This is a genomic window from Streptomyces sp. NPDC047869, from assembly GCF_040704065.1.
Lineage (GTDB): Bacteria > Actinomycetota > Actinomycetes > Streptomycetales > Streptomycetaceae > Streptomyces.
In genome coordinates this window covers 102,240-128,139 of record NZ_JBEYRK010000023.1, presented here as the reverse complement: position 1 = coordinate 128,139, position 25,900 = coordinate 102,240, and the positions used below count along the sequence as shown (strand labels likewise).

At 69.1% G+C, this 25,900-nt stretch carries 21 protein-coding genes and 4 pseudogenes; 12 read left to right on the top strand and 13 right to left on the bottom strand.

The genetic code is table 11. From position 1 onward, the window contains the following. On the bottom strand, positions 1–559 hold a 559-nt coding region (locus tag AB0924_RS26805; RefSeq protein WP_366912732.1), incomplete at its 3' end, for a transposase. A 343-nt stretch (positions 560–902) separates the two neighbouring features. Between AB0924_RS26805 and AB0924_RS26800 the strand changes: the two genes are divergently transcribed. The 3 genes from AB0924_RS26800 to AB0924_RS26790 all read left to right on the top strand — a co-directional run bounded on the left by AB0924_RS26800 (position 903) and on the right by AB0924_RS26790 (position 2,838). After that, positions 903–1,427 carry a peptidylprolyl isomerase gene (locus AB0924_RS26800; protein WP_366912731.1) on the top strand — a complete coding sequence of 175 codons (525 nt, stop codon included), beginning with the start codon at positions 903–905 and terminating at the stop codon, positions 1,425–1,427. Positions 1,428–1,827: 400 nt separating this feature from the next. After that, on the top strand, positions 1,828–2,181 hold the full coding sequence (locus tag AB0924_RS26795; protein WP_358940180.1) for a hypothetical protein: 354 nt from the start codon (positions 1,828–1,830) through the stop codon (positions 2,179–2,181). Between the two features lie 369 nt (positions 2,182–2,550). Beyond that, entirely contained in the window at positions 2,551–2,838 is a 288-nt protein-coding gene (locus tag AB0924_RS26790; RefSeq protein ID WP_358940181.1) for a hypothetical protein, read from the top strand. Between the two features lie 91 nt (positions 2,839–2,929). On the opposite strand, the gene AB0924_RS26785 is transcribed toward AB0924_RS26790, so the two are convergent. Then, positions 2,930–3,622, bottom strand: coding sequence for a TetR/AcrR family transcriptional regulator (locus AB0924_RS26785; RefSeq protein ID WP_366912730.1), 693 nt, complete (start codon positions 3,620–3,622; stop codon positions 2,930–2,932). A 54-nt stretch (positions 3,623–3,676) separates the two neighbouring features. On the opposite strand from AB0924_RS26785, the gene AB0924_RS26780 reads away from it, so the two are divergent. Further along, positions 3,677–4,807 carry an NAD(P)/FAD-dependent oxidoreductase gene (locus AB0924_RS26780; RefSeq protein ID WP_358940183.1) on the top strand — a complete coding sequence of 377 codons (1,131 nt, stop codon included), beginning with the start codon at positions 3,677–3,679 and terminating at the stop codon, positions 4,805–4,807. A gap of 785 nt (positions 4,808–5,592) precedes the next feature. Here AB0924_RS26780 and AB0924_RS26775 read toward each other — a convergent pair. Next, positions 5,593–6,072 carry a nuclear transport factor 2 family protein gene (locus tag AB0924_RS26775; RefSeq protein ID WP_358940184.1) on the bottom strand — a complete coding sequence of 160 codons (480 nt, stop codon included), beginning with the start codon at positions 6,070–6,072 and terminating at the stop codon, positions 5,593–5,595. Positions 6,073–6,560: 488 nt separating this feature from the next. Between AB0924_RS26775 and AB0924_RS26770 the strand changes: the two genes are divergently transcribed. Together AB0924_RS26770 and AB0924_RS26765 are read left to right on the top strand one after the other, a co-directional pair. Next, a complete protein-coding gene (locus AB0924_RS26770) occupies positions 6,561–7,928 on the top strand; it encodes an FG-GAP and VCBS repeat-containing protein (RefSeq protein ID WP_358940185.1) in 1,368 nt (455 codons plus the stop codon). 196 nt (positions 7,929–8,124) lie between these two features. Beyond that, positions 8,125–8,763, top strand: coding sequence for a hypothetical protein (locus AB0924_RS26765; RefSeq protein WP_358940187.1), 639 nt, complete (start codon positions 8,125–8,127; stop codon positions 8,761–8,763). 18 nt (positions 8,764–8,781) lie between these two features. Here the strand turns inward: AB0924_RS26765 and AB0924_RS26760 are convergent. Next, positions 8,782–9,087: pseudogene (locus AB0924_RS26760) on the bottom strand (nucleotidyl transferase AbiEii/AbiGii toxin family protein); the annotation flags it as partial. A 5-nt stretch (positions 9,088–9,092) separates the two neighbouring features. Continuing rightward, a pseudogene (locus AB0924_RS26755) lies at positions 9,093–9,483 on the bottom strand (hypothetical protein). 1,083 nt (positions 9,484–10,566) lie between these two features. Here AB0924_RS26755 and AB0924_RS26750 point away from each other — a divergent pair. Then, positions 10,567–10,827: a hypothetical protein gene (locus AB0924_RS26750; protein WP_358940186.1), complete on the top strand. Its 261-nt coding sequence runs from the start codon at positions 10,567–10,569 to the stop codon at positions 10,825–10,827. A 486-nt stretch (positions 10,828–11,313) separates the two neighbouring features. Here AB0924_RS26750 and tnpA read toward each other — a convergent pair whose 3' ends face one another. Continuing rightward, positions 11,314–11,730 (bottom strand): IS200/IS605 family transposase, encoded by a 417-nt coding sequence (gene tnpA / locus AB0924_RS26745; RefSeq protein ID WP_366912729.1) that lies wholly within the window; start codon positions 11,728–11,730, stop codon positions 11,314–11,316. Positions 11,731–11,755: 25 nt separating this feature from the next. On the opposite strand from tnpA, the gene AB0924_RS26740 reads away from it, so the two are divergent. Beyond that, the gene (locus AB0924_RS26740) at positions 11,756–12,964 is read left to right on the top strand and encodes an RNA-guided endonuclease TnpB family protein (protein WP_366912728.1); all 1,209 of its coding nucleotides are present in this window, start codon (positions 11,756–11,758) and stop codon (positions 12,962–12,964) included. A gap of 33 nt (positions 12,965–12,997) precedes the next feature. On the opposite strand, the gene AB0924_RS26735 is transcribed toward AB0924_RS26740, so the two are convergent. From AB0924_RS26735 to AB0924_RS26725, 3 genes are all read right to left on the bottom strand, one after another. Continuing rightward, entirely contained in the window at positions 12,998–15,328 is a 2,331-nt protein-coding gene (locus AB0924_RS26735; protein WP_366912727.1) for a LamG-like jellyroll fold domain-containing protein, read from the bottom strand. Positions 15,329–16,153: 825 nt separating this feature from the next. Beyond that, positions 16,154–17,170, bottom strand: a complete 1,017-nt coding sequence (locus AB0924_RS26730; protein ID WP_358940632.1) for a zinc-binding alcohol dehydrogenase family protein — start codon at positions 17,168–17,170, stop codon at positions 16,154–16,156. A 584-nt stretch (positions 17,171–17,754) separates the two neighbouring features. After that, the gene (locus AB0924_RS26725; protein ID WP_358940631.1) at positions 17,755–18,345 is read right to left on the bottom strand and encodes an MFS transporter; all 591 of its coding nucleotides are present in this window, start codon (positions 18,343–18,345) and stop codon (positions 17,755–17,757) included. A gap of 235 nt (positions 18,346–18,580) precedes the next feature. On the opposite strand from AB0924_RS26725, the pseudogene AB0924_RS26720 reads away from it, so the two are divergent. Beyond that, positions 18,581–19,365: pseudogene (locus tag AB0924_RS26720) on the top strand (FAD-dependent monooxygenase); the annotation flags it as partial. Between the two features lie 205 nt (positions 19,366–19,570). Here AB0924_RS26720 and AB0924_RS26715 read toward each other — a convergent pair. Continuing rightward, complete coding sequence (locus AB0924_RS26715) at positions 19,571–21,199, bottom strand: alkaline phosphatase D family protein (protein WP_366912726.1); 1,629 nt, start codon at positions 21,197–21,199, stop codon at positions 19,571–19,573. A 59-nt stretch (positions 21,200–21,258) separates the two neighbouring features. Continuing rightward, the gene (locus AB0924_RS26710) at positions 21,259–22,119 is read right to left on the bottom strand and encodes an RNA-guided endonuclease TnpB family protein (protein WP_366912725.1); all 861 of its coding nucleotides are present in this window, start codon (positions 22,117–22,119) and stop codon (positions 21,259–21,261) included. A 15-nt stretch (positions 22,120–22,134) separates the two neighbouring features. On the opposite strand from AB0924_RS26710, the pseudogene AB0924_RS26705 reads away from it, so the two are divergent. Then, positions 22,135–22,260, top strand: a pseudogene (locus AB0924_RS26705) (transposase); the annotation flags it as partial. A gap of 305 nt (positions 22,261–22,565) precedes the next feature. On the opposite strand, the gene AB0924_RS26700 reads toward AB0924_RS26705, so the two are convergent. Continuing rightward, the gene (locus tag AB0924_RS26700) at positions 22,566–22,856 is read right to left on the bottom strand and encodes a hypothetical protein (protein ID WP_358940687.1); all 291 of its coding nucleotides are present in this window, start codon (positions 22,854–22,856) and stop codon (positions 22,566–22,568) included. 648 nt (positions 22,857–23,504) lie between these two features. Between AB0924_RS26700 and AB0924_RS26695 the strand changes: the two genes are divergently transcribed. Together AB0924_RS26695 and AB0924_RS26690 are read left to right on the top strand one after the other, a co-directional pair. Then, the gene (locus AB0924_RS26695) at positions 23,505–23,936 is read left to right on the top strand and encodes a hypothetical protein (RefSeq protein ID WP_358940686.1); all 432 of its coding nucleotides are present in this window, start codon (positions 23,505–23,507) and stop codon (positions 23,934–23,936) included. Between the two features lie 420 nt (positions 23,937–24,356). Continuing rightward, positions 24,357–24,755, top strand: a complete 399-nt coding sequence (locus tag AB0924_RS26690) for an MFS transporter (RefSeq protein ID WP_366912737.1) — start codon at positions 24,357–24,359, stop codon at positions 24,753–24,755. 272 nt (positions 24,756–25,027) lie between these two features. Here the strand turns inward: AB0924_RS26690 and AB0924_RS26685 are convergent, their stop codons facing one another. Further along, positions 25,028–25,840, bottom strand: a complete 813-nt coding sequence (locus tag AB0924_RS26685) for an alpha/beta hydrolase (RefSeq protein ID WP_366912724.1) — start codon at positions 25,838–25,840, stop codon at positions 25,028–25,030. Positions 25,841–25,900 lie beyond the last annotated feature (60 nt).

The following is a 25,900-nucleotide window of genomic DNA, read 5'->3' as shown; positions in this document are numbered from 1 at the left end:
TGCCCACGGCCTGCGTGGTTGCGGGCGCGGGCGTGATGGTGTCCTCGCACAGCAGGGACACGAACCAACGCCCGGCCGCGTCGCGGGACACGGTCGCCGTGGTCGGCTCCACGCCTTCGGGCAGGGGACGCGACCAGCGGATGTCCAGCGGCTGGGCCATCTTGGCCAGCGTCAGTCGCCCGTCACGCCACTTGAACGCGCTGCGGGTGTACTCGGCCGACGCTCGGGACTTCTTCCGGCTCTTGTAGCGCGGGTACTTCGCTCGCTTGGCGAAGAAGCTGGCGAACGCGGTCTGAAGGTGGCGCAGCGCCTGCTGAAGAGGGACGCAGGACACCTCCGCCAGGAAGGCCAGTTCCTCGGTCTTCTTCCACTCCGTGAGCGCAGCGGACGACTGCACGTAGGAGACGCGGCGCTGCTCGCCGTACCAGGCGCGAGTGCGCTCCTCCAGCGCCTTGTTGTACACGAGGCGGACGCAGCCGAACGTGCGGGACAGCTCTGCCGCCTGCTCGTCCGTGGGGTAAAAGCGGTACTTGAACGCCCGCCTGACCTGCCGCGCCATAGCTCACATCCTATCAGTTCCCGTGTGAGCGACGGGTGTTGGCCGGTGGCCATAGACGGCGAATCGCCCTGGCGGCGATTCGCCTTTCCCTGCCCCGCTACGCGGGAGCTTCGTTTCCTCCCCGGCCTGAAGGCCGGGGTATCCACGAAGGAGACTCGATGACCGCATTGGCGGCGGCAGCGTTGGTCGTGTCCGGGGGCGGCACCACCGCCTCCGCTTCCGGTGCCCCGCCGCGAACCACGCACGGTCCCTGCCAGTACACCCAGACCCCGGACGAGCCGGCGGCGCGGCCGGTTCCCCTGCCGCCCGATCCACGACGCACCCCAGTCACGGCACGGTCGATGTGGCTGTCCGGACCAGCCAGGGCCCGCTCCCGCTGCGTCTGGACCGGGCGAAGGCGCCGTGCACGGTCCAGAGCTTCGTGCATCTGGCGCAGCACCGGTTCTACGACCGTACGGTGTGCCATCGCCTGACGGCGTACCCGACGCTGAAGGTCCTGCAGTGCGGCGACCCGACCAGCACCGGCGAAGGCGGGCCGGGGTACAAGTACAAGGACGAGCTGCCGGTGGACCTGCCGCCGGCACCGAGCGATCCGACCGGCGCCCGTCGCCTTTACGGGCGCGGATTGCTGGCGATGGCCAACGCCGGGCCGAACACGAACGGTTCGCAATTCTTCGTCGTCTACGGTGACTCCGCGCTGCGACCGAACTACACGGTGTTCGGCACGGTCGGTGCCGCCGGTGTGGAGACGCTCGACGAGATCGCTGCTGGCGGTATCGAACCAACCGCGCAGGACCCGGCGCCCGTCGACGGCACGCCCGTGCTGCGCACCGAGCTGCTCAGCGTCCGGCCGTCCTGCCAACCTTGACGCATCGTGGCGCGGTCACCGCGGACCAGCTACGCGACTGGCCGCGCCAGGCGATGCGGCGGGCGCGCATCCGGCCCCGATGTGACACCTGTCGCGCCCGCCGGACGGCGGTTGATGGAGCACAATGAGACCCGCGCTGATCCCCGAGCCGGCGCGGGCCCCGCTTCATGGTCTGGACGCCGCCTGACCTGCTATGCGTACGCGTACCGCACGGAAGATGGACGCAATGCGTTCGTTCTGGGTGCGGCAGCAGCGCCGCAAGACCTGCCCCCGCAGTGCGTTCCCAGCCATGGCGGGGAATCCACGGCTGAGCCGACTGCACCATCGAGCGCACCACGGACGACTGACCTGGTGCCCGGGGTGCATCGCGCTGTCAGCGGCCGCTGCGACTGTGGGGAACATGACGCCCGCCGTGGAGGCCGCCGCACCCGAGACACTGGTCGCGGCGCTGCGCATGCCCGTGTGGAACACCCTCACCCAGCGGGCCGACGGTATCCGTCGCGACCTGCCCCCGCGCCCGGAGACCACGGCGGAACGCCTCGCGTGGCTGCGCTCGCTGAACCCTGAGCAGGCTCGTCGCGCTGCTCTCCTCGATCACCTGGACGCCTTGCGCGGGCACGTCACCGGGTGCCCCGCCCTCGGCTATGCCGTCGACGACCCGCTGCCCGATCCGGCCCTGCAGGAGGCAGAGGGGTTCAACCCGCGCCTCACCGTCCTCATTGCCGTCTATCGGGCCGCTTGTTCGGGTGGGTGAGCTGGTGAGGTTGGCTGGTCAGGTTGGCTGGTCCTTGGCAGGGCGGGGGGACTTCTGGGCGGCCGGTGGGGGCCGCTTGGGGCCGGCTTGACGCTCACGGTGGTGGGTTACAGGCTGTCGGCCCATGAGGGGACGGGGTAGGGGTGTGGACGTCGCCGAGTGCGAGGTGGAGGGGGGGCAGAGGAGGCGGTGGGCGAGGCCGGGGGGAGAGGTCCTCGATTGCCAGGGCCGCGAGCCGTTCCGGTAGTCAGGCCCGCTGTCCGCCTGCGGCAAGCACGCCCTGCGCTGCGTCCTTAGGGCGCGTTCGAGTCGCCTGCCGCATGAGTCGGTGGCGGACGCCTGCGGCGACTCGCGTGAGATTATCCGTCAATGAGCAGCGACCTGGAAGTAAGTGCTCTGGCGATCAATGTCACGATCCCGCAGGCCCTCCGTTGGACGGACACACGACGCGGTGAAGCGTTCACGCTGACGACGCTCAACGTCCGGCTTCTCCCGGACGGTCACCTCGCCGTGAAGGCCTACGGCAGACCAGTAGGTGGTGGTCGGGGCGCATACGTCTCATTCCCCGTCCCCGAGAACCCCGAACTTGCGGCCCTGATCTCCGCCGCTGCCAGCCGTGCCGGGGCGTTGTGGGCCGCTCATCATGGTCTCGGCTGATCTCAGGGCGCATATTGGGCTGTGATCAATCTGCGGGATCCGCCCTGGGCACCGGGCCCCGAGCTCGCCCACCTTCGGCAGGGGCCGAGCGTCATGCCGGCGGCCGGGTGAGTTTGGCGGCCACGGCATCGAGGACCCAGTCCAGCCCGGTCTCGAAGGATGCCTCGGCATCGATGTCGGTGCCGTCGTACACGGCCTTGGCCAGCGCCGGGAAGCGACCTGTGGCCAACATCCTTGTCAGATGCGGGCCGGAGGCGCGCTGCCAGTCGTGTTTCGACAGGCCCGTGGCGCGCTCGGCCCGCAGGTTCGCGATCTCGCGCCTGATCGCACCGGTGAAGTAGGCGCCGACAGTCTCCACCGCGCGCATGGCGGTGTCGATGTCGGCGACGCTCTCCAGGGCGGCCAGGGTGGCCTCGCCCACGGCGAGAGCGTTCGGGCCCAGAGCCGGGCGGCCGCCAAGCAAGTCGGCCAGCCATTCGTGCCGGAGAGCGGCGTGTCTGGTGCGGTGGGCGAGGGTGCCCAGCGCCTCACGCCAGTCACCGGGCTGCTCCTGGGGGAGGATTTCGGCGTAGACCTCGTCCATCATGAGGTCGAACAGCTCCTGCTTGGTGGAGATGTATCCGTACAGCCGCATCGGGCCCGCGTTCAGCCGGGCGGCGACCTTGCGCAACGACACCCCGTCCAGCCCGCCCTCGTCGGCCAGCGCAATGGCGGCGGCCACGATCCGCTCCTGATCGAGCGGCACGGGACGAGTTGGCGGCTCCGGCCGGTCCCACACACTCATGGTTCACACCGTTCTGCTGCGATACACCGTATTGCAAAGATACAGTGTCTCGCTATGAGGCATCGTATCGCCGTGGTCGGGAGCGGCCCAGGAGGTCTTACCTTCGCCCGTGTCATGCACCGCCACGGCTACCCCGTCGCCGTCCTCGAACGCGATCCCGCCCCCGACGCCCGCCCCCCGGGCGGCACGCTGGACCTGCACGAGGGGCTGGGCCAGCTCGCGCTGAACAAGGCGGGGCTGCTGGCGGAGTTCCAAGCGTTGTCCCGCCCCGAGGGGCAGGCCATGCGCATCCTGGAGACGGACGGCACCGTCCTGCGCGACTGGCGAGCCGGTCCGGATGACCGGGCCAATCCCGAGATCGACCGTGGACAGCTCCGGGACCTGCTGCTCGGCCCTCTCGACGTCCAGTGGGATCGGGGCGTGAGGCAGGTGGTGCCGGGAACCCGGGACGGCGTACTTGTCCATTTCTCGGACGGGCGACAGGAGACGTTCGACCTCGTGGTCGGCGCGGACGGCGCATGGTCCCGGACACGCCCGGCAGTCTCCTCGGTGACGCCGCACTACGCCGGCGTCACCTACGTCGAAACCTCCCTCGACGACGTCGACACCCGCCACCCTGACCTCGCCCGGCTGATCGGCGACGGTTCCATGGCCGTGTACGGGGTTAACCGAGCTCTCGTCGCCCAGCGCAACAGCGGCAGCCACGTCAAGGTGTACGCCCAGTTCCGCGCGCCGCTGGACTGGCACACGGACCTGGACCTGGCCGACGTCGAAGCCGTGCGATCGAGCCTGCTGGCGCTGTTCGACGGCTGGGCCGCCCCCGTCCTCGACCTCCTCCGCCACGCCACCGCTTTCGTCCACCGCCCCCTCTACGTCCTGCCCGTGTCCCACACCTGGACCCACGTCTGCGGGGTGACGCTCCTGGGCGACGCCGCCCATCTGATGCCCCCTTTGGGAGCGGGCGCGAACCTCGCCATGCTGGAAGGCGCCGAACTCGCCGAGTCCATCGCCACCGCCACCGCCGCCGGCCCTGGAGCTCTGGACGAGGCCGTCCGTGCCTTCGAGGAACACATGTGGGCACGGGCCGGCAGGTGGGCGAAGATCACGACGGCCGGTCTGGAACGCCTCGTGAGCCCGGACCCCGCCGAAGCCCTCGCCCTCTTCGACCAAGTCCAGCCATCCTGACTCCTTGGAACCTGCCCGCCTTCTACTGCGGTCCGCAAGGGCACCGCCGCCCATCCGCAGGCCTGGATGTACGTCAAGCTCAGCCACCGTTCCAGGAGCGGTCTGGCATCCGGAACGCGGGGCTGGGTCCGCGACGGGTTCGCCGTGTCCAGGTGACGGCAAGCGCGGACGCCACGGCGGCCGGGGCTGGGAGCGGGGCGAGCAAGGGGAGCCATCCGACAACGAACACCGTGGCCAAGCAAGGCCGGTGCGCGACGAGCTGGCCGAGGAATCGAACCTGAGCGACCGAAACCGGAAGTCCCTACGCCGGCTGCCCGGAATGGCGGGGAGTTGATGGCGCGCGTTGCCGCGCCGTGAACCGGGATGCAGCCGGGCGCGGTCCGTGCGACGCACTCTCACTCAGGACACCAAAAGCCCAACTGATGCAGGCGGGGCAAGCACGCGGCGAGGCATTGCTCCACCGAGGGGGCATCGGTTCGCACCAGGACATCCTCGCGTGACGGCGCCCCTCTGGCGATGAAGGTCCAAGGCTTGCGCCTCTCTCTGCCATCCGCTCGGCGTCGGCGTTGTGCTGCGCCAGGCGGGCGTCGACGTGGACCAGGTGCTGCCGCGCGTCGGTGAGGTCGCGGTGAGCGTGTGGGGTCAGGTCGCGGCCAAGGCCTGGGAGACGCTTGGCGCGCCGTGGGAGCGAGCGGTGGGCGAGGCCCTTCGCGCCCGCTCGGCTGACCCTCACCGATCACCAGGGCTCGGCGACCTGACGGTCGCCGGACCGCAAAGCGGTGTGGTCAGGCGGGTGATGCACCCGCGACGGGGAGCTGTTCCGTTCCGCCGCCGAAGGGGAGGAAGACAGTGCGGCTGGCGAGGAACCAGGCGCCGTCGATCTTCCGGAAGACGTCCTCGTAGTGGCCGACGTTGGCCGGGAGCCTGGGCTCGATCATTCCACCTGAGTAGCCATCGACCCGGTAGGTCGTCAGGTAGGAGACCGCCCGCGCTGTCGCCTCGGACTCCACCGTGACCAGGATGTTCGTCATCAGACGGCGCGACAGCCTGTCCGCCGGGCGAGAGGCGAAGTAGGCGCGCAGGGCCTCGCGGCCCTCGATGCGCCGGTCCCCGAAAGGCCAGTGCCAGACACCATGGGGCGTGAACAGCTCGGCCACCGAACTTGGTTCGCCGAGGTCAAGGCGGTGGATGAAGTCCACGATGATGCGCTCGCAGGCGCGTTCCGCGAGCATCCGCTCGACCGGGGGCATGACTTTGTCGTCCATACCCCTGTCTACCAGCCCCAACAGGTCCCAGGGCAACGGCTTTTCCGCACCAGCACGGCAGGGCGCGCTCTTAGCTCCTCACCCTCCCCACTAACAGCGGACGAACTGAGGCGAAGATCGGCCGTGGGGATTTTCGCGAAGCCTCATCACGCACGGACGCTCAGCCCGTCGGCCCGGGCTCGACAGCCGGGAGGTCGGCGGGCACGCCGGGCGAGGAGCCTGGCCACGATGGCTGGGGCGGGTGGCTGCTGCCAGAGGCGTTCGCCGACCCTCTGAACAAGCACGTACGACTTTCCTCTGCACCAACGTACAACCCCTGGGCCCCGTTACCGGTCTCCTGTTCGCAGACTTCACGCGTCGCCTGGGGGACGACTCTCGGTGAACACGTGGCGCCCCCCCACGCACCACCGGCAACGCACCCCGCTTCAGCTCAGATTGCCGCCGACTGAGCCCACCGCTTCCGCGACTCACAAGGAGCCCCAACACCCATGCCCGTCCGCACAACGGCTACGCTCGCCACCTTTCTGGTAGCGGGCCTCATCCCACTCTCCCTGCCCGTCGCGGCAGCGAGCGCTGCGCCCGCGAAGTTCGGCGACGACTTCAACGGCGACGGCTACCGCGACTACGCGTACTCCAGCTTCAGCGCCAGAGGGGGCGGCGGCGTCACCGTGGTCTTCGGAACCGCCACGGGGCCGGGCCCCAGACAGCAGCGCATCACCCAGTCGAGTCCCGGCGTGCCCGGCTCCGACGAGGCCGACGACATGTTCGGCGAGGTACGGGCTGCCGCGGACTTCGACGGCGACGGATACGGCGACCTCGCGGTGGCGGCGACCGGCGAGAACGGCTCCCACGGCGCCGACCAGGGCGCCGTGACGGTTCTCTGGGGCTCCGCCTCCGGTCTGTCCACGGGCACGGCCCTCCCGAACAAGAACCCGGGCCGCAACAACTACATGGGCAAGGATCTGGCGACCGGCGACTTCAACGGGGACGGCAAGCAGGACCTGGCCGTCATCAACGAATCCATGACCTACGTCTACCGAGGCCCGATCAAGCGCTCCGGCACCACCGGCACCGTGACCAAGCTCGACAAGACGACGTCCTTCTACGCCTCGGCCCTGATCTCCGGCAATGTCAACGGCGACAAGAAGACCGACCTCGCGATCATCGGTGACGTGGTCAGCCCCGAATACATCGCCTCCGACGTCTGGTTCATCAAGGGTGGCGCGAGCTCGCTCACCCCGGGCAACAGCCTCCGCCTGGAGTCCCAGTCCGGCAACGGCGGCAACTCCGAGCGCGGCGGCGACGGTGTCATCGCCGACTTCGACAAGGACGGCTACGGCGACATCGCCGTCGGCACATCCCTCTACTCGAAGTACAAGGGCCGCGTCAGTGTCTGGTACGGCTCGTCCGCCGGCCCGTCCCGAAGCACCCGCCTCACCCAGTCGACCAGCGGCGTCTCCGGATCCCCGGAAAACTACGACCAGTTCGGCTCATCCGTCTCGGCGGGCGACGTCAACGGGGACGGCTACGCAGACCTCGCAGTCGGCGTGCCGGGCGAGGAGATCGACGGCAAGGACTACGCGGGCGGCGTGCACGTCTTCAAGGGGCGGGCGAGCGGCCTGTCTGGTACCGGTTCGCAGTGGTTCGCCCGCAACAGCCCCGGCATTCCGGGTCCGTTGACGGCCGACGAGCAGCTCGGCGGCCTGGTACGGCTGCGCGACACGGACGGTGACCGAACGGCCGACCTGTACGTGAGCGGTACCGGCTCCCTGCGGCTGCCCGGCTCAGCCAGCGGCATCACCACGGCGGGCGCGACGGAATACCAAGCGGCGCCCATCGACAGCTTCCTGGAATGACTCCCTAAGACAAATACGAGCCTGTCTTTGAGCCCCCTCGTCCGCGGGCAGTCGCGGGCGCAGTATGCGGTCGATTGCGCGCGGCAAGCGTGCGTGCCGGGCTGCCGCGGCGCAAATAGGGGTTCAAAGGCAGGCTCCCAGCACGCCAGTTGAGGATCCACCTTTGTTTCATCACCGAACAGCACCTGTGACTGTGGTGCTCTTGGGGCTGACGCTCTCAGCGTGCGCCTCGAACCAGCCCGCACCACCGAAGGGCGGCTCGCAGGCAGTACGCGATCGGCTGGCCGCGGCCGACAGCGTTCCGTACTCGGCAGCGCTCAGAGCGGTCACGCAGTCGGGACCTAAACGACTCCAGGTCATGGAGGGGCGGGTCAACCTCAACGCGCCTTTCACAGGGCGCACGACAGACACAACCGAGGAGTACACCGAGGACGTCGTGATCACCCGGCAGAAGGTGTACCGGCGCGCTAGCGGAACTCATGGGGTGTGGCAGGAGTTCCCTGCATCGGCGGCAAAGGGGGGTGTACCCGTGGACCGGCTCCCGCAGTACGTGCGGCTCATGCTCGGTCACAGCGCCTCCGTGCACCGGGGGAGCGAGTCCTTCCGGGTATCGGCCCGCCTCACCCCGGAGGACATCGAGTCGGTGGACAGAAACGTCGGACGCAACTTGCGCCCCGCGACCGCCATTGACGCCGATGCATGGATCAACGACGAGGGGCGAGTCGTGCGCGTACGCCAGAAGATCCATTTCGCGTCCGACCCCGACATCGAAGCGACGCTAACGCTCACCGACTTCAAGAGCTCCATTCCGGTTAACGCCCCCGCTGCGTCTTGAGCTTCAGTCGGGCGGCGAAAAGATCTCCTTGAGGACATCGACTTCGCAGTCCTGCCCGGTGCCCGGGTCGGCCACGGTGAAGCGGGCGGACGGCGGAGCGGTCTCCAGCGCGTGCACCGTCCAGCCGCGGGCTTCCAGCCGGCGCGGAGCGCGGCCGCGATGTCGGTCATGGGCGCCGGGTTCTCGGTTGCGAAATCAAGATCCTCGCTGGGGCGGCTCGCGAGGCGGTGCGCTCGCACGGCGTAGCCTCCCGGTAAGAACCAGCGGATACTGCGCGCCGAGCGTGATTACATCCGCCAAGAGCCGCGTGTGCCGCTCCGGCATCTCCGTCACGCGGCTGCCTGGGCGCGTGCGGCGAGCTGGGGGAATGCCTCTTCCCACACGAGCGGACGGTGCGACCGACGAGTGTGCGCAGCGCCGGCCACATCCGCGGGAGAAGATCCGGGTTGAGGAATTGGGGCAGATCATCGCGCAGGCCCTCGTGCAGAACAGCGCGGTACAGGCCCATGTGCTGACGAGGCTTGCCCAGGTCGTACGAGGTCATCCCCTACCAGGCCACGTGCAGCGGCAGCTCCACGATCCCCGCGCCGGCCCGTGCAACTCCTCCAGCGACTCCGGCAGACGCCGCCGAAACTTCTCCCGGTACAGCGCGAGATCCTCGGCGACCGCACCCGAAAGATGGCTCGGCGAGGAGACGGAGTGCTGCGGGCTGAAGGACATGCCCCCATTGTGGCGGCAGGTGGTCCTCGGAGATCACCGGCTCCTGGCCTGATCTTGTCCGCGAGGCCGTCCTGGGTGCCGGTATCCCGGACGAAACCGATCGAGACGTGGCGCATGCACAATCCCTGGCGAGCCTGGAGAAGCAGTGCCAGCTCACCCTTCCGCGTGCAGAGGTGCTGCATGGGGCGCTATCCGCCGCTTTGATCCAGGGATGGGCTGCTGCCTGGATGATCGGTTAGCGCGCCGGTGGCGAACGGAGCGTGGTAGCCATCGCAGAGCTTGGGGCGCCGCTGTCTTCAGCCATCGTCGGGTGCGGATGGTCGTCACTCACTTTCGGGTGTCGGCTGGGTGGCTGGGTGGGGCTGCGGAGCAGCGTTCGCGGCGGTGGGACGGTTTGATGGGGTAGCAAAAGGTGGATTTCGGGTGTTGATGGAGGATGAAGGCGAGAGTCACGGAAATATGGGTGATGTGTAACAACGCTCGTGTACTGCGCGTGCTTGGCGTGTCGGTGGGGAGGGTGGGGTGTGCGGCCAACCGGCCGTTACCGCCTTCGCGTAAGCCCTGCTCACGGCCTGTGGCCGCGGGAGGATTGCGCTCACGCCCTGCAGGGAGAGCTTGTGTGCGTTTCCGTTTTCGTGCCGAGTGTTGGCAAAACGCTACGGGCGTGTCCTGGCCTGCGAGGGGCAATGCGTCGGTGCTGTGAAGCCTCGGTGACACCGCTTGACCGGCGAACTTCGGCCCCCGGGACGCGGTGTCGGTGACTGGCGATGTGAAGGGCCCGTACCGCGGACGCCTCCAAAAGCGTTGGCGTCGCCTGAGGCGTGCTCTTTTGGCGACAGCTGGGTTCTTCGTCACCGATCCACTCTGTAGCCGTCGCTGGCCGGTGGACGTCTATCGCCTCAATGGCGATCGTGGCGGGGGTTGGGCGGAAATGGACTGTCCTTGGTGCCGATCACTGTCACGGGCCCAATGGACGGCGGCCGCGCAAGAAGGTCAGGAGTGGTAGCGAACCAAGTGCACAGCACACTCGGCGTCAGAGGCGCGAGGCGTGCGAACGAAGCATTGGCAGAACGGAGCGAGATCATGCAGACCACGACCGCATCAACCGATCGAGCACGGGACGACGCCCCGGTGGAGGACTTCCTGCTGGCGCCGCCCAAGTCCGCAGACCGCATTACCTGCCGCGTCGATCCTCGAGACCTGCGGCGCCTGAACCTGTACGCAGTGCTGACCGCTGCTGGGATCGCTCCCTGGCCAGGAGACCGGGAAGCGATCGAGAAGCTCAGCGTACTGCCCGACAGCGTGCACGAAGCCCTGCACCACTGGCTCAGCTCCGGCAGGTGAGGCGCTGGAGGCCGGCACAGCACGTCCGCGGGACCGGACGGTCCGCCGTCCTCGAAACCCTCCCTGCCTCCCGACGGGGACCCCGCCAGCGTCTGCTCAAGTCGGCAGCCTGCGGGCAGGCTTGTCCCATGCCCGCGAGCTGCCGACGGACCCCCTCGTTCTGCTCGGCGGCCCGTGGGTGGCGTGCGCGGAAGCTCTTACCGCGTCGGCGTGGTCAGCTCTGAGTGCCTGTGTCTTGTCGCTCGACACGTAGACAGCCGGCCTGTTGTGCGACGTGACGACACACAGCTCGAAACGAAGGCCGTCGGCAGTCCAGGGGCGAACGAGGGCCGGGCGGCACAGCGCCGCCCGGCCCCGCGGAGGTGTTCGCTCGGCTACCGGGTCTATTCGCAGTGCGCCGGGCTTCAGTCCGGTGGTGAAGCGGATCTTTAGCCTGCTCTGGCCTCAGCTGTGTGCATGGATCCGCACTGTTCACCTCGGCCGGCGTTAGAGCGGCCGGTTCCGCTGTTCGATGTACTGCTTCACGATGGTGAGTGGCGCACCGCCGGCCGATCCGGCGAAGTACGAGCCGGACCACAGGCGTTGTGCCCGCCAGTAGTGGCGGACGAGGTCGGGGAACTCCTGGCGGAGCCTGCGGGAGGACACGCCCTTGAGGGAGTTCACCAGCCTGGATACGGCGACCTTCGGCGGGAAGTTCACGAGCAGGTGGACGTGGTTGGCCTCGCCGTTGAACTCCACCAGCTCAGCCTCGAAGTCCTCGCACACGGCCCGCATGATCTCTTCGCACCGCGTCAGGTGCCGGTCGGTGAAGACGGAGTGCCGGTACTTCGTCACGAAAACCAAGTGGACATGCATCCGGAAGACGCAGTGGCGGCCTGTGCGAACGTTCTCATCGGTACCCATAAACCAACTGTGTATCGTGATCCGCGTGCAGCTTCGGTACGGCTTCCGCTTGTACCCGAGTGCCGGTCAGCGCATGGCGTTGGCGAGGGCGTTCGGGTGTGCGCGGGTGGTCTACAACGACGCCCTCAGGGCTCGGGAGACCGCCCGCAGCGAGGGGCTGCCGTTCCCGAAGACCGGGGACCTTTCGAAGCAGCTCATCACCGACGCCAAGCAGACGCCTGAGCGGGCGTGGCTCGGCGAGGTGTCGGCGGTCGTCCTGCAGCAGTCCCTGAGGGACCTGGATACGGCGTACCGGAACTTCTTCGACGCCCTGAAGGGCAAGCGCCCGCGCATGGGCGCGCCCCGGTACAAGTCCCGCAAGGACACCCGGCAGGCCGTCCGCTTCACCGCGAACGCCCGCTGGTCCACCACCCCCGGGCACAAGCTGCGCCTGCCGAAGATCGGCGACCTCAAGGTGAAGTGGTCCCGCACACTGCCCTCGACGCCGTCCACGGTGACGGTGGTCAAGGACTCGGCGGGCCGGTACTTCGCGAGCTTCATCGTGCAGACCGGCACGTCGGAGGTGTTGCCGCAGACGAGGCCCGAACTGGGCATCGACCTCGGGCTCGGGCACTTCGCGGTCCTCTCTAACGGCCGGAAGGTCGACAGCCCGCGGTTCCTGCGCCGGGCCGAGAAGCGCTTGAAGAAGGCGCAGCGGGCCCTCTCACGCAAGGAGAAAGGCAGCAGGAACAGGGACAAGGCCAGGATCCGCGTCGCCCGGGCACATGCCCGGGTCGCGGACGCGCGCCGCGAGTTCCACCACCGGCTCTCCACCAAGCTGATCCGCGAGAACCAAGCGGTCGCGGTGGAGGACCTGGCGGTGAAAGGGCTCGCCCGCACGCGTCTGGCCAAGTCCGTCCACGACGCCGGATGGTCGGCGTTCGTGGACATGCTGGAGTACAAGGCCGCCCGGTACGGGCGCACCTTCGTCAAGATCGGCCGGTTCCAGCCGACCTCCCAGGTGTGCTCGCGGTGCGGCGTCCAGGACGGCCCCAAGCCCCTGCACGTGCGCGTGTGGACGTGCAGGGCATGCGGGGCCGTCCTGGACCGGGACATCAACGCGGCGGTCAACGTCGCCAAGGCGGCCGGACTGGCCGTGACAGCCTGTGGAGCGCAGGTAAGACCGGGACCCGTCCCGGCACCGCGCAGCGAAGCAGGAACCCACCCGACACCGCAGCCTTCAACGGCGCGGTAGGCGGGAATCTCCCCCCTTCAGGGGGAGAGGACGTCAATTGCCCGAGGCGTACAGCTGGGAGATCTCGTCGCCGCTGAGTGCCCGGTCCCATACGCGCACCTGGTCCACGCCGCCCGGCCAGAAGTCGACCTTGCCGCTGTTGAAGCGGGCCCGGCCGACCGAGAGCGGACCGTCGGATGCCGGGTTCAGGCACTGACTGAACGAGCCCTGCTTCACACCGTCGACGTAGAGCGAGTGCTCGCCCGTCTCGGCGTTCCGCACGCCCACCAGGTGGTACCACTTGCCGGTCTGCGGCGTGAACGTCGACAGGGCGCGCCCACCGCTCGTGCTGAACGCGAACTTGTTGGTGTCGCCGGTCTTCTGCAGGAAGAAGGCCGACTGGACATCCCCGTCCTGGCCGACCGCCGTGCGCCAGCCGTCGAGGCGGTCCAGCTTGACCCACGCCGACACGGTGAAGTTGCCAGAGGTGTCGAGGACGGGTCCCGCCGTCTCGGCGTGGTCGTCGACCCCGTCGAACTGCAGGTCCCCGCCGGATGCGCCGGTGCCCCAGGTGGCGCCCTGACGCAGGCTCAGGTCGTGATCACCGGCCGCGTCCTTGGCGACCGTCCCGCTGCCCTCGTCCAGCGGCCAGGCGTCCTTACCGGTCAGGCCGGGTGTCCCGGGTGGGAACTGCGGCGGTGGGGCGGAGCCGTCGGCGCCCTTGATCACCTTCTCGTTGATGTCCCGCACCTGGTCGAAGTCCATCTTCTTCACCTGCCGGTCGTAGGTGAAGAAGCCGTTGACCTCGTGCTCGACATCGGTGATCTGGGTGTAGACGCTGCCCGAGATGCCGCACTGCCGGGCGGCGGTGAGCAGGTCGCGCTGGTTCTCGACGTAGCGCCGGGTCAGCGTCGCCGCGTCCGGCTCCATCTCGTATGCGCCGCCGTCGCCGAACCACATGTGGCCGGGCACCTCGAGACCGAAGCCGCCGTGCTCGCCGTCGATGGCCACGCGCCGTCCCTCCGGTACGGGTGAGGCGGGCCCCACGTACTGGTGGAAGTCGACGACGTCACCCTTGCCGGAGTCGCCGAGCGAATTGCAGCAGTTGACCCCGGAGTGGGCGTTGACCAGGCGGCTCGGGTCCTGCTTGGCCACGTCGTCGGCGATCCGGCCGGTGGCCTCACGGCTCCATTCGCCCCACCCCTCGTTGAACGGTATCCAGCCGATGATCGAGGTCCAGCTGGCGTGCTGGTCGACCATGGTGTGCAGTTGCCGCTCGAACTCCTGCCGGGCGTCCTCGGGCGGGGTGTTCTCGGCCCGGGACTTGGAGAAGTCGACCTTCATCGACGGCATGTCCTGCCACACCATCAGGCCGAGTTTGTCGGCCCAGTAGTACCAGCGGTCCGGCTCGACCTTGATGTGCTTGCGGACGGTGTTGAAGCCGAGCCGCTTGTGCTCGGCCAGGTCGAACTTCAGGCCCGCGTCGGTCGGTGCGGTGTAGATGCCGTCCGGCCAGAACCCCTGGTCGAGCGTGGACAGCAGGAACGTCTGCTTGCCGTTGAGCGTGATGTGCATCCTGCCGTCGGAGCCCTTCGCGGTGCCGATCTCGCGCATCCCGAAGTACGAGTGCACGTCGTCCACCGGCTTGCCGCCGCGCAGGAGTCGGACCCGCAGGTCGTACAGGAACGGTGAGTCGGGGCTCCACAACTTGGCATGCGGGACTGGCACCTCGAGCGTCGACCCGGCCGGTCCCGTGACCTTGCCCACGGCCTCGTCGCCGTCGTACGCCGTCGCCTGCACCGTCATGCCGTCCGCGCCGGTGAGGCGCGGTGTGACGGACACGGTGCCGGTGTCGAGGTCCGGCGTGGTGCGCAGCGAGTCGATATGCCCGGTGGACACGGGCTCCATCCAGACCGTCTGCCAGATGCCGGAGTTCGAGGTGTAGAAGATGCCGCGGTCGGCGACATTGCGCTGCTTGCCGACCGGCTGCCAGGTCTTGTCGGTCTCGTCGGTGACGCCGACTACGACCTCCTGCGGACCGGCGCCCTTCAGCGCGTCGGTGACGTCCGCGGAGAACGCGTCGTAGCCGCCTCGGTGGGTGGCGACTTGGTGGCCGTTGACCCAGACCTTGGCGTCGTAGTCCACGGCCTGGAAGTGCATGAGGAGTCGCTGACCGGGCACAGCTGTCCAGCTGCGCGGGACGGTGAAGGTCCGGCGGTACCACATCCGGTCCTCGTGGCGCTTGATGCCGGACAGCGCTGACTCCACCGGGTACGGCACGAGGATGCGCTCGTCCAGGTCCTTGCCGAAGGGCGGCGCGTCACCGGCCTGGGCGCCGGCGAACTGCCACACGCCGTTGAGGTTCTGCCAGCTCTTACGCGTCAACTGCGGTCGCGGATACTCCGGGTGGGCGTTACCCGGGCCGACCTCGTCCGTCCACGGAGTCGTGAGCGGTGGCGTCTTGGGCGTCCAGCCTTGGGCGGCCGCGCCGGAGCCGCTGTCAGGACTGGCCGCGGCGGGACCCGCGAATAGCGCGCCGACGAGGCCCATGGCCGCTGCCGTCGACGCCAGCACGCGCCGTCGCCGGCGACCGGGACCCAGGGTGTGCCATGGCTTACGTCGTCTCACAAATCCTCCTGTCACTGCGTCTCAGCGAGTACGGCCGGGCGGGCGGCTATCGCTGTCCGCCTGCCTGACCGGTGGTGCGTGAGCGTCGAGGGCCTACCGGGGCTAGAGGTGACTTACAACGTTGGAAACGTGGAACCGGAAGCATGACAGCACGCCCCCGGGAGCGTGTCCAGACCTCGTGCGTCACTCAGAGCACGCCAAGGGCCTCCAGTCGCCGGGCCGTTGTGGCGGGTTGTCGCATCGGCGGCACAGCGCCCTTGTCGTTTACGCGCTGGTCGGGGTGGGAGCGGTTGTCCTGCGGATCCGCCGGGAAATTCGGGGCGGTATCCCCCAGGCTTTCCGGCGGCTCGACACGAGGAGAGTCCCGATGGCGATCTGTGTATCGAGCCCTGCAGCCCACTCGGCGCGCCCCAGGACGCTGGGGGTGACGCTGTTCCCTGCGTCATCGGCGACGCAGATGAGCCCCCTCGGAGCGATGTCACTCACGGCTGTGCCTTCGTCGGCGAGTGCCGAAAGATCGTCCCACCGTCGGAATGCGCCGTCCGCCCCTCGCGCAACGTGGGAGACGCCCCCCTGGGACGGCTATGACGGGCCCGAAATGTCGTTGACCAGCACCGCTGCTCCGTCGAACCGGCCCGTCTTCAAGTCCCTCAACGCGTCCGGTGCTTGGGACAGGGGATACGGGTGGGTGGTGGCGCGGACCCCGTAGCGCGCAGCCGTCGCCAGGAACTCGCTGCCGTCAGCTCGGGTGTTGGACGTGACGCTGCGCAACTCCTTCTCGTAGAAAAGCTCTCGCTGATATTCCAGAGGCGGTGTGTCGGTGAGATGGATACCCGCGACCGCCAGTACTCCGCCGCGATCCAGGGCACGCAGCGCGATCGGGACCAATTCGCCGGCCGGTGCGAAAAGGATCGCGCTGTCGAGCGGTTCCGGCGGCATGTCGTAGGCTTCGCCGGCGGACGCCGCGCCCAGTTCGAGCGCGAGCCGCTGCGACGCCTCGCCACGTGTCAGAACGTGCACCACCGCGCCCTGCGCGAGCGCCACCTGGGCGCACAGATGGGCGCTGCCTCCGAACCCGTACAGCCCGAGTCGGCCGCCCGGGGGCAGCGAGGCCCGCCGCAGCGCGCGATAGCCGATGATGCCCGCGCACAGCAGTGGAGACTGTGCGACATCCCCGACACCGCCGGGCAGCGGATAGGCGAAAGCCGCCGGAACGGTCGTGTACTCAGCGTAGCCGCCGTCGGCGTCCCAGCCGGTGTACTGCGAGTCCGGGCAGAGGTTCTCATTTCCGCGCAGACAGTACGCGCACGTGCCGTCCGTGCGCCGGAGCCAGGCAACACCGACCCGGTCCCCGGCCGCGTACCCGGTGACTGCCTCACCCATGGCCATCACCAGGCCGACCACCTCGTGACCTGGTGTCACATGGTGCCGGTGCACCGGCAGATCGCCCTCGACGACGTGAAGATCGGTCCGGCACACGCCACAGGTGCGCACTTGTACAAGGAGTTCGTCGGGGCCTGGCACCGGCACGGGTTTCTCGACGAAGCGCAGCGGCGCCGCCTCCACGGGGCCCGGCTCCGCCACCTCCCACGCCCGCATAGTCTCCGATATGTGCCTCGCCATGTGTCACCCCGTCCCGACACGCGTCGTTGCCTTCAGGACCTGGTATCTCTCAGTCTCGTGCGCAGCCGGAAGCACTGCCACACAACCGGGGCTTGACACGTGTACAACAGTGCACCGGGAGTCCGCCGCCGGCGAGGAGAGCCGACCCGGTGATGTATGAGGCGGCCGGGCTCTCCACACGGATCGGCGGCCTGGTGACGTCGCCCGGAGCTACACGAAGAGCGACCGGGCGGCCGAGCTGCTGGGATGGACGCCGATCCTCGGCAGCGACGTTGCAGACCACCGGCAGGGCCTGGTGACCCCGGGCCGGTCAGGTCGTCGGCGGCCGGTGCGATGGCGTCCTCATCGGTGTCGGCCGGGACACTTCCGCGCTTTCGGCAGCGAAGGCCGCCGCGTTTGCCAGGCCCATTCCCGCGCCGGCGCCGGTTACCGGCGCCATCTTTCCCGAGAAAGGATCACTCATTGTCCTATCTCTTTCGATAACGGATCTTGCGTGTACTGCGGATTGGTGCTGGGTTCCCACGCTTCGGGGCGATGGGCACCGCCCGTGCGGGGCAAGATCAGCGCGGCGGCGAGGGCCACGACGGCGGCCAGCAGGAGGCTGATGCGCAGGCCGTGCCCGAACCCGGCCGAGCCGGACAGCAGGGCGCCGAAGACCGCGACGGCCAGGGCTCCGCCGACTTGCCGGCTGGTGTTGAACACGCCGCTGGCCATCCCGGTCCGGTGGCCGGAAACGTGCTCCAGCAGCAGTGCGGTGGTCGGGGACATGACCAGCGGGCCCGCCAGACCGACCGGATGAGCAGCAAGGCGGTCAGCCACACCGGCGCCGACGCAGGTGCGGTCAGCCACACCGGCGCCGACGCCGGAACCACGGCCAGGACAACAGAGCCGGCGGCGATCAGGACCAGGCCAGCGATGACCGGGACACGCGGCCCGGTGCGCTCGGCGATCCGCGCCGAGAACGGGGGCAGGCAGGCGCTGAGCAGCATCATTGGCACGAACGCGATGCCGGCTCCCAGCGCGGACAGGTTGTGCTGCTGGAAGTACAGGCTGAACAGGAACGGCAGCCCGTAGAAGCCGACCATGAACGCGAACCCGATCGCGGTGGCGATCAGCATCACAGGCGAGCGGAACGGCTCCAGCGGCACCATCGGGTGCGCCACCTTGGCCTGCGCGATGACGAAGACGGCGAACGCTACGACCGCCAGGCCCAGTGCTCCGAGCACCCGCGGCGCCGCGAACCCGGCCTCCCCGGCTTCGATCGCACCGAAGGTTCAGCCCGCCCATCGCGATGACCGCGGTGATCTGTCCGATCCAGTCGAACGGCACCGGCCGCGTCGGAGAGTGCGGAGTACGGGTGAGCAGAAGGAGCGTGACGAGCCTGCGGCCGGTACCGTCCGTTGGGGGCACAAGGTCAGCCGCACCCGTGCCCTCGGCGAGGGGCGCCACGAGGTGACGTTCGCCGACGGCACCACCGTCGTCGCCGGCCTGTTGGTCGGCGCGGACGGCGCGTGGTCACGGGTACGGCCGCTGCTGTCCGCCGCCGCACCCGAGTACGACGGCACGTCGTTCGTCGAGACCTACCTGTTCGACGCCGACACCCGGCACCCCGCCGCCGCGCAAGCGGTCGGCGGCGGGTCGATGATCGCGCCTTCGCCGGGCAAGGAGATCTACGCTCCGGGAGAGCGGCGACACCCTGCACACCTACGTGGCGCTCACCAAGCCGCAGGACTGGTTTGCCGCCATCGATGTCACCGATGCCGCCACGGCGACTGCGCGGATCGCGGCGGAGTTCGACGGCTGGGCACCGGAACTCACTGCTCTGATCACCGACAGCGACACCGCGCCGGTCCTGCGCCCCCCACTACGCCCTGCCGGTGGAGCACCGGTGGGACCGGACGCCGCGGGTGCCCCTGCTCGGCGACGCCGCCCACCTCGCAGCCCCGAACGGAGAGGGCGCCAACCTGGCCATGCTCGACGGCGCCGAACTCGGCCAGGCCCTCGTCGCGCACCTCGATGACATCGAGGCCGGGATCACCGAGTACGAGCAGACCATGTTCCACCGCAGCACCCAGGTTGCCGCTTTCGAAGGTGCCGAGGTCCACCGGATCGACTCCGGCGACAACACAGCCCAGGGTCTGATCAACATGTTCACCGAGAAGGGCGAATGAGCCACTCCAGATCCGAACGAACGCCCTCCTTACCGCCCGCCGGCCGTCTGCGGGCCTGCAGAGCAAGGACGGCCGCTGCCGCTCCGGGCGGTCGCCACCCGGTACGGCAAGCGCGGCCACGTCCACATCGGCACCATCGCATCGGCAGCCTGGTCATTCGGCTCCGCACATGATCGGCGGGACAAGTCCTCTCGACGGGCTGGTCCTAGTCGTCGGTCAGGGCGGATTCGTGCACAGTGTGCAGCGTCGCGTCCGAGGTGGTGCGCTGCAGACGGAGGTGGGCCGAGCGGTCGCGCAGAGTCAGGGTCATCAGCTGGTTGCCGAACCAGGGGCCGCCCTGCTTGCGCCAGCTGACCGGAGGCCGGGGACAACGGCCGTGCCGGGTGAGGAGGCGTCCCAGCAGACGGGCCGGAGAGCTCCAGCCGAAGCGGAAGCCGATCCGCATCATCAGGGACACGGAGTTGTGCACGGGTGAACAGGTGAGCTGGACGACGGGGAAGTGGGGGCCGCCCGACCGCCAGGACGCCTTGGCGAGGTAGCCGTGGTGGACGTCGCCCGACAGGACGCACACGGTCGCCGGGGCGGCGGGGGCGGACCCGGCCTCGACGATGAGGTCGGCGAGGCCGGCGAAGGAGCGGGGAAAGGCCGCCCAGTGCTCCAGGTCGGCTCCGCGACGCAGCCATTCGCCGAAACGGGCCCAGCGCTTGCCGCGTTCCCCGGCACACAGGGCGGCGTTCCAGGTTTCGGTGTCGTGGACCAGGTGCGGCAGGAGCCAGGGCAAGGAGGTGCCGATCAGGAGGTGGTCGTAGGTCTGCTTGTCGGACAAGACCTGCTCGCGCAGCCAGGCGGCTTCGCCTGGGTCGAGCATGGCGCGGCGTTCCTCGGCGAGGACTCTCGCGGCCCGGGAGTCCACCATCACGATCCGGACCCGGCCGAAGTCGCGACGGTAACTGAAGCGGACCGAGGCTGAATCGGCGTCGGCTCGCTCGGCCAGCGCGCGCAGTGCCGGCGTGCCGTCCGGCGCGGCGTGGACGGCGGCCCAGGCGGGGTCGTCGGCCAGTTCCGCGGGGGAGAGGTTGCCGAGGTGCTGGTGGACCCAGTAGGACATCAGCCCGCTCAGCAGCCGTTCCTGCCACCAGTCGGTGGTGCGCATGTCGGCGAGCCAGGCGGCGGAGGTGTTCCAGTCGTCTACGACGTCGTGGTCGTCGAAGATCATGAGGCTGGGCACGGTGGACAGCAGCCAGCGGATCTCGGGGTCGAGCCAGGATTCGTAGTAGAGGTGACAGTACTCCTCGTAGTCGGTGACCTGGCCTCCGGGTGGCTGGTCGAGGTCGCGGCGGCCGGCGAGCCAGCGCCGGGTCTGCTCGGAGGTCTCGTCCGCGTAGATCTGGTCGCCCAACAGGAGCAGGACGTCGGGGCGCTCGGCGTCGGGGTCGGTTGCCAGACGGGTCGCGAGGGTGTCGAGGGCGTCCGGTCCGATCGGATCCTTGCCCCGGGCCGGGGGCGCGGCCCAGCGGCACGATCCGAAGGTGATGCGGACGGTGCCGTCGGTGGCGGGCGAACGGATGACCGAGGGCGGGAAGGAGGAGTCGGCAAGGGGCCACACCGTGGTGTCGTCCAGGAGCACCTCGTAGGACGGGGACGCGCCGGGACGCAGGCCGGTCACCGTGACGAGCGCGTAGTGGTGCCCGGCCACCTGGAAGGTGGGGGCCGTGCCCACCGCGCCGTCGGAGCAGCGCACCTGTACCGTGCAGGACTCGCTGGTCTCGACCCACACCGTCGCGAACGAGCCGTCGGTACACCTCAGCAGTGGTCCCAGGCGCAGTTCGGCCACTTGATCGCCTTCCTGATCTCGCGCATAGGGCAAGGAACGACCTTGACATCCTCGCCCACCTAAAGGAGGGCGATTCCCGTCTGCCGCACCGTTGTCGGGTGCGGCTCCGGGCGGGTTCCCGCTTCGCCGCGCTGTGCGGGGACGGGTCCCCGTCTTGCCTGCGCTCCACGGGCTGACACGGCCAGTCCGGCCGCCTTGGCGACGTTGACCGCCGCGTTGATGTCCCGGTCCAGGACGGCCCCGCATGCCCTGCACGTCCACACGCGCACGTGTAAGGGCTTGGGGCCGTCCTGGACGCCGCAGGCCGAGCAGACCTGCGAGGTGGGCTCGAACCGGCCGATCTTCACGAAGGTGCGCCCGTACCGGCTGGCCTTGTACTCCAGCATGGTCACGAACGCCGACCATCCGGCGTCGTGAATCGACTTGGCCAGGCGCGTGCGGGCGAGTCCCTTCACCGCCAGGTCCTCCACGGCGACCGCTTGGTTCTCGCGGATCAGCTTCGTGGAGAGCCGGTGGTGGAACTCGCGGCGCGCGTCCGCGACCCGGGCGTGTGCCCGGGCGACGCGGATCCTGGCCTTGTCCCTGTTCCTACTGCCTTTCTCCTTGCGTGAGAGGGCGCGCTGCGCCTTCTTCAAGCGCTTCTCGGCCCGGCGCAGGAACCGCGGGCTGTCGATTTTCGTTCCGTCCGAGAGGACCGCGAAGTGTCCGAGCCCGAGGTCGATGCCGACTTCTGGTGTCGCCTTTGGCAGCACCTCGCACGGGCCGGTCTCCACCACGAGGGACGGCAGCCCCTCGCTGCGGGCGGTCTCCCGGGCCCTGAGGGCGTCGTTGTAGACCACCCGCGCGCACCCGAACGCCCTCGCCAACGCCATGCGCTGACCGGCACTCGGGTACAAGCGGAAGCCGTACCGAAGCTGCACGCGGGCCATGGTACGTACTGGCGGGTGCAACGCCTATGGTCCGGCTCGTACTTCGCCGAGTCGGTCGGCCGTGCGCCGCTCAGCATCATGAAGCAGTACATGGAGCAGCAGAACCGGACGCTCCCACGCCGGCCGAGGTGACAAGTGCAGATCCATGCCCATAGCTGAGGTCAGAGCAGGCTGAAGATTCGCTTCACCACCGGGCTGAAGCCCGGTGCACTGCGAATAGACCCGGTAGCGCAACAGGGGCAGCCGGGGCCCGTGTCCGTGCCACCCCTGGCACTGGGGCCGAAGTGGCGGTCCCGCAGCATCCTCCGCCCCGGGCGACGCGGCCACGGGCGGACACAAGCGCCCTTTCCCCAGGCGCGGGTGTACGGGACCGCGGGGCGGGGACCCTGCTCCATGAGGGCGGGCGCCTGACGTCGGGGGGCCGGACCGGGGTGACGTCAGCAGAACAGGCCGTCCTGGACCCAGCCGTGGCGGTTTATGTCTCCGTAGGCGAAGCCGTACGCCCAGCCGCTCGTCTTGCTCTCCACCAGGAAGGTCTGGCCCTTGTACAGCGTGCCCATCCAGGCGCCGACCGGTTCGGTGCGGACGTAGAGGTCGGTGGCGCACACTGTCTCACGCACACCGACGGTGCCGTTCGAGTAGGCGAGCGCCGGTCCGGCGCCGAGTAGCAGCGCGGTGCCGACCGCTGTGATGACGGCGGCCGCACGGCCGCCACGGAAGACGGGCATCGAGGAAAGTCCTTTCACTGCCGTTGCCGAGAAGGGCGGCCGTCACCGCTCACCAGGAGTCGTAGCCGCCGATGCACTCGCAACGCACATAAGCCCAGTCGTTGGGGCCGTAGTCGAAGGTGGCGGCCCAGCCGTTGTAGACGGGATGCGCGCCCTGAGTGTGGCCGACTTTGTTGCCGTAGGTGAGGGTTCGCAGGTAGCCGACCGGGCCGGATGCGCTGTCGTAGTTCGCTTAGAAGCTCGCGGTCCGGCACACGATGATCGCGTGCTGCGGTGGGACGTCGGGCCCTGGCCACAGACTGCTGCAGGGCGACGGTGGCGACGGCGGCCACCGTCACGGCGAGGGTCCTGGCAAAGGTTTTCACCGAACATCAACTCCCGTTGTCACAAGGGGGGCAGGGGCTGCTGTGCTCCTCTGGGTCGTGTGCTCCCGTCGATACGGGGCGGAGGGAGGAATCACACGACGCCGCTCTCCCACCACCACGAGCCGGAGCCGTACGAGGGGTACTGCACCCGGCTGTCCGTGTGCTGCCGAGCGGAGGAACCGTCGCTGTTCTCCAGGCTGTTCAGCATGCTCTGCGTCTGCGGTCCGACGACACCGTCGGACGTCAGCCGTAGGCGGACTGGAACCGCCTGACCGCGCTCTCGGTGGCCGGTCCGAAGGCGCCGTCCCAGGCGACACAGGTCTGCTGGGCGCCGGATGCCGCCCACCCGCACCTGCAGTTCCGTCACGTCGGCACCGCTCATGCCCTGCTGGAGGGTGCGCGTTCGGAGACCATCGCCGAGTCCGTCGCCCATCTGCGGGCCGTCGGCGGGGCCGAACCGGACGACTCCAGGTTGGTGGGTCTGGTGAGCGAACTCCAACTTGAGTCGCCTGAGTTCGCGTCCATGTGGGAGCGCTACGAAGTGCGTGAACGTGGAGGCGGCACAAAGCGGTTCGCGCATCCGGAGGTGGGGGACATGACCCTCACGTACGAGATGATGCGACTGGCTCGCACCGGCGGGCAACGCCTGGTCGTCTACCAGGCCCGGCCGGGGACCCCGGACGAGAAGGCGCTGCGGCAGATGGACGCTCTCTGAGGTCGGCCGCCGCCGCGCGGCCGGCGCGGCTCGACGTCGTGCTGGGTGCCGCGGTCGCTGTAAGTAGTGCTTGGGGGGATGTGACGGGACCAGGAACGCGCCGCCCCCGAACCGCGCGGTCTCCTACGGGCGGCTCGCGCGATGCAGGCTGGACGTCGCCAGGCTGCGAGATCCCGTACCGCGGCCGCCAACCGAGCCGTGCGCGTGTGCGTTCACGCGGATGTGCTCGCAGAAAGGACGTCCATGTCGTACCCGACCACGCCTTCAGCCGACCCTGCGATCGAGCAGGTGCCCGTGGCCGGGCCGCGAACCTCGCGGTACCAGCACCGCTCACCAGCGCCGACATGGTGGGTGTGGCTCGCGGCCTGGCCCGTCACCGTTGTCTTCATCCTGTCCAACATGGCTACGCCGCTGTAGGGGCTGTGGCAGGGGGAGATCGGCTTCTCCAAGGGCACCCTGACCGTCGTCTTCGCCGCCTACATCGTCGGGCTCACCCTCTCACTGCTTACGTCCGGAGTGGTCTCCGACCGGCTCGGCCGCAGGAGCGTGATGATCCCGGCCCTCGGCTCGGCCGTGATCGCGTGCGTCGCCTTCGCGACCGCGTCGTCCGTGGCCGCGTTGCTCGTGGCCCGGCTCTGCACCGATATCGCCGTCGGCACCATCGTGTCGGCCGGAATGGCCGCGGTCAGCGATGTGGCCGGGCCAGAGCGCAGGCGCCTCGGCGCTCTGTTCTACGCCCTGGCGCTCACCCTCCTGGCGGTGGCCGGTGGCGCCGTGGTGATCGCCGCCAACCGACGCACCGCGGACCGGTCGCGCTGAGTGAGGTACGCGGTGCCGCGGGCCCCCTCCTGGCAGCCCCTCTACCGACGGCGCACAGCGAGGGGTGTGCGGGAGAGAGCGTGCGGGACTCTCGTCATCATCCCTCAGGTCGGCAGACCTTTTGGTCCGGGCGGTCCGGGCCGGCCGCTCGTGACCCGCCGCATGACACTGCTCCGTCAAGCCCTCCGCCGAAGGCGACTTCAACTGCTCGGTGTGAGCACCGGCAGCACCGCCGTCGGCGACGGGATGTCATCCGTGAGTCAGGCGAGTGATCAGTGGCGAAGCCCGTCGTGGGGCCGCGCGGATGGTCCGGCTGCTGGCGCGAAGGCCGTGATGGCGTCGACGAGGTCAGCCGGGGCTTCCAGCGGGATCAGGTGACCGGTGTGCGGGATCACCATGAAGTCGGCTTGGGAAAGATAAGGGACCAGGTTGCAACGGAGCACATCGACAGGCTCGACCTGATCGTTCTCTCCGGCGACTACGAGAGCGGGAACGCTGACCATGCGCGTGTGCTCGGTGATGTCCTGCGCGATGCCGTGCAGCGGCCACTCGGTGCGGGCGGCTTCGGTGACGGTCCGAGAGTCGGTCACGATCTGTGCCTCGACCGACGCGGGCAACTTGGTCGCGGTGAGGATGTGGTCCCGTGCCCCGGCGACGGACTCGGTGGAGTCGTAGGCGTGGGAAAGTGCTTCCTGGTACTCGTCGGTGATCTGTGCGGCGGGCTTCGCCGGACCGGAGCCGACCAGGACGATGCCGCGCAGGCAGGCAGGCCTGGTTGCCGCGACCATCTGTGCGACCTTGCCGCCCATCGAGTGCCCCACCAGGACGTAGTCGGTGATCCCCGCGTCGGCCAGCACGGCGAGCGTGTCGTCGGCGAGCTGACCGAGCGTGTAGGGGCCGGGCAGGCCGCTCGAACGGCTCCACCCGCGGAAGTCGACTGTGAGCGTGTCACGGTCCGCGAGGCGGTCGACGACGAGGTCCCAGGTGCGGGCGGAACCGCCCCAGTAGTGCAGGAACACCAGGGTCGGCCCGGCCCCGGGCCGGTGGTCGTAAGCGGGCAGGTGCGTCTGCTGCGTCGTGTTCACAGTGGGCTCTTCCATTCGACAGGCTGGGCGATTGCCCCTTGCCTTCATTGCACTCTCCGT

Bases quoted from the DNA above. Each gene is read 5' to 3' on its own strand.
- AB0924_RS26795 (WP_358940180.1), top strand. From the start codon at position 1,828: ATGACGCCCGCCGTGGAGGCCGCCGCACCCGAGACACTGGTCGCGGCG.
- AB0924_RS26790 (WP_358940181.1), top strand. From the start codon at position 2,551: ATGAGCAGCGACCTGGAAGTAAGTGCTCTGGCGATCAATGTCACGATC.
- AB0924_RS26785 (WP_366912730.1), bottom strand. From the start codon at position 3,622: ATGAGTGTGTGGGACCGGCCGGAGCCGCCAACTCGTCCCGTGCCGCTC.
- AB0924_RS26780 (WP_358940183.1), top strand. From the start codon at position 3,677: ATGAGGCATCGTATCGCCGTGGTCGGGAGCGGCCCAGGAGGTCTTACC.
- AB0924_RS26775 (WP_358940184.1), bottom strand. From the start codon at position 6,072: ATGGACGACAAAGTCATGCCCCCGGTCGAGCGGATGCTCGCGGAACGC.
- AB0924_RS26770 (WP_358940185.1), top strand. From the start codon at position 6,561: ATGCCCGTCCGCACAACGGCTACGCTCGCCACCTTTCTGGTAGCGGGC.
- AB0924_RS26750 (WP_358940186.1), top strand. From the start codon at position 10,567: ATGCAGACCACGACCGCATCAACCGATCGAGCACGGGACGACGCCCCG.
- tnpA (WP_366912729.1), bottom strand. From the start codon at position 11,730: ATGGGTACCGATGAGAACGTTCGCACAGGCCGCCACTGCGTCTTCCGG.
- AB0924_RS26730 (WP_358940632.1), bottom strand. From the start codon at position 17,170: ATGCGGGCGTGGGAGGTGGCGGAGCCGGGCCCCGTGGAGGCGGCGCCG.
- AB0924_RS26725 (WP_358940631.1), bottom strand. From the start codon at position 18,345: ATGGTGCCGCTGGAGCCGTTCCGCTCGCCTGTGATGCTGATCGCCACC.
- AB0924_RS26700 (WP_358940687.1), bottom strand. From the start codon at position 22,856: ATGCCCGTCTTCCGTGGCGGCCGTGCGGCCGCCGTCATCACAGCGGTC.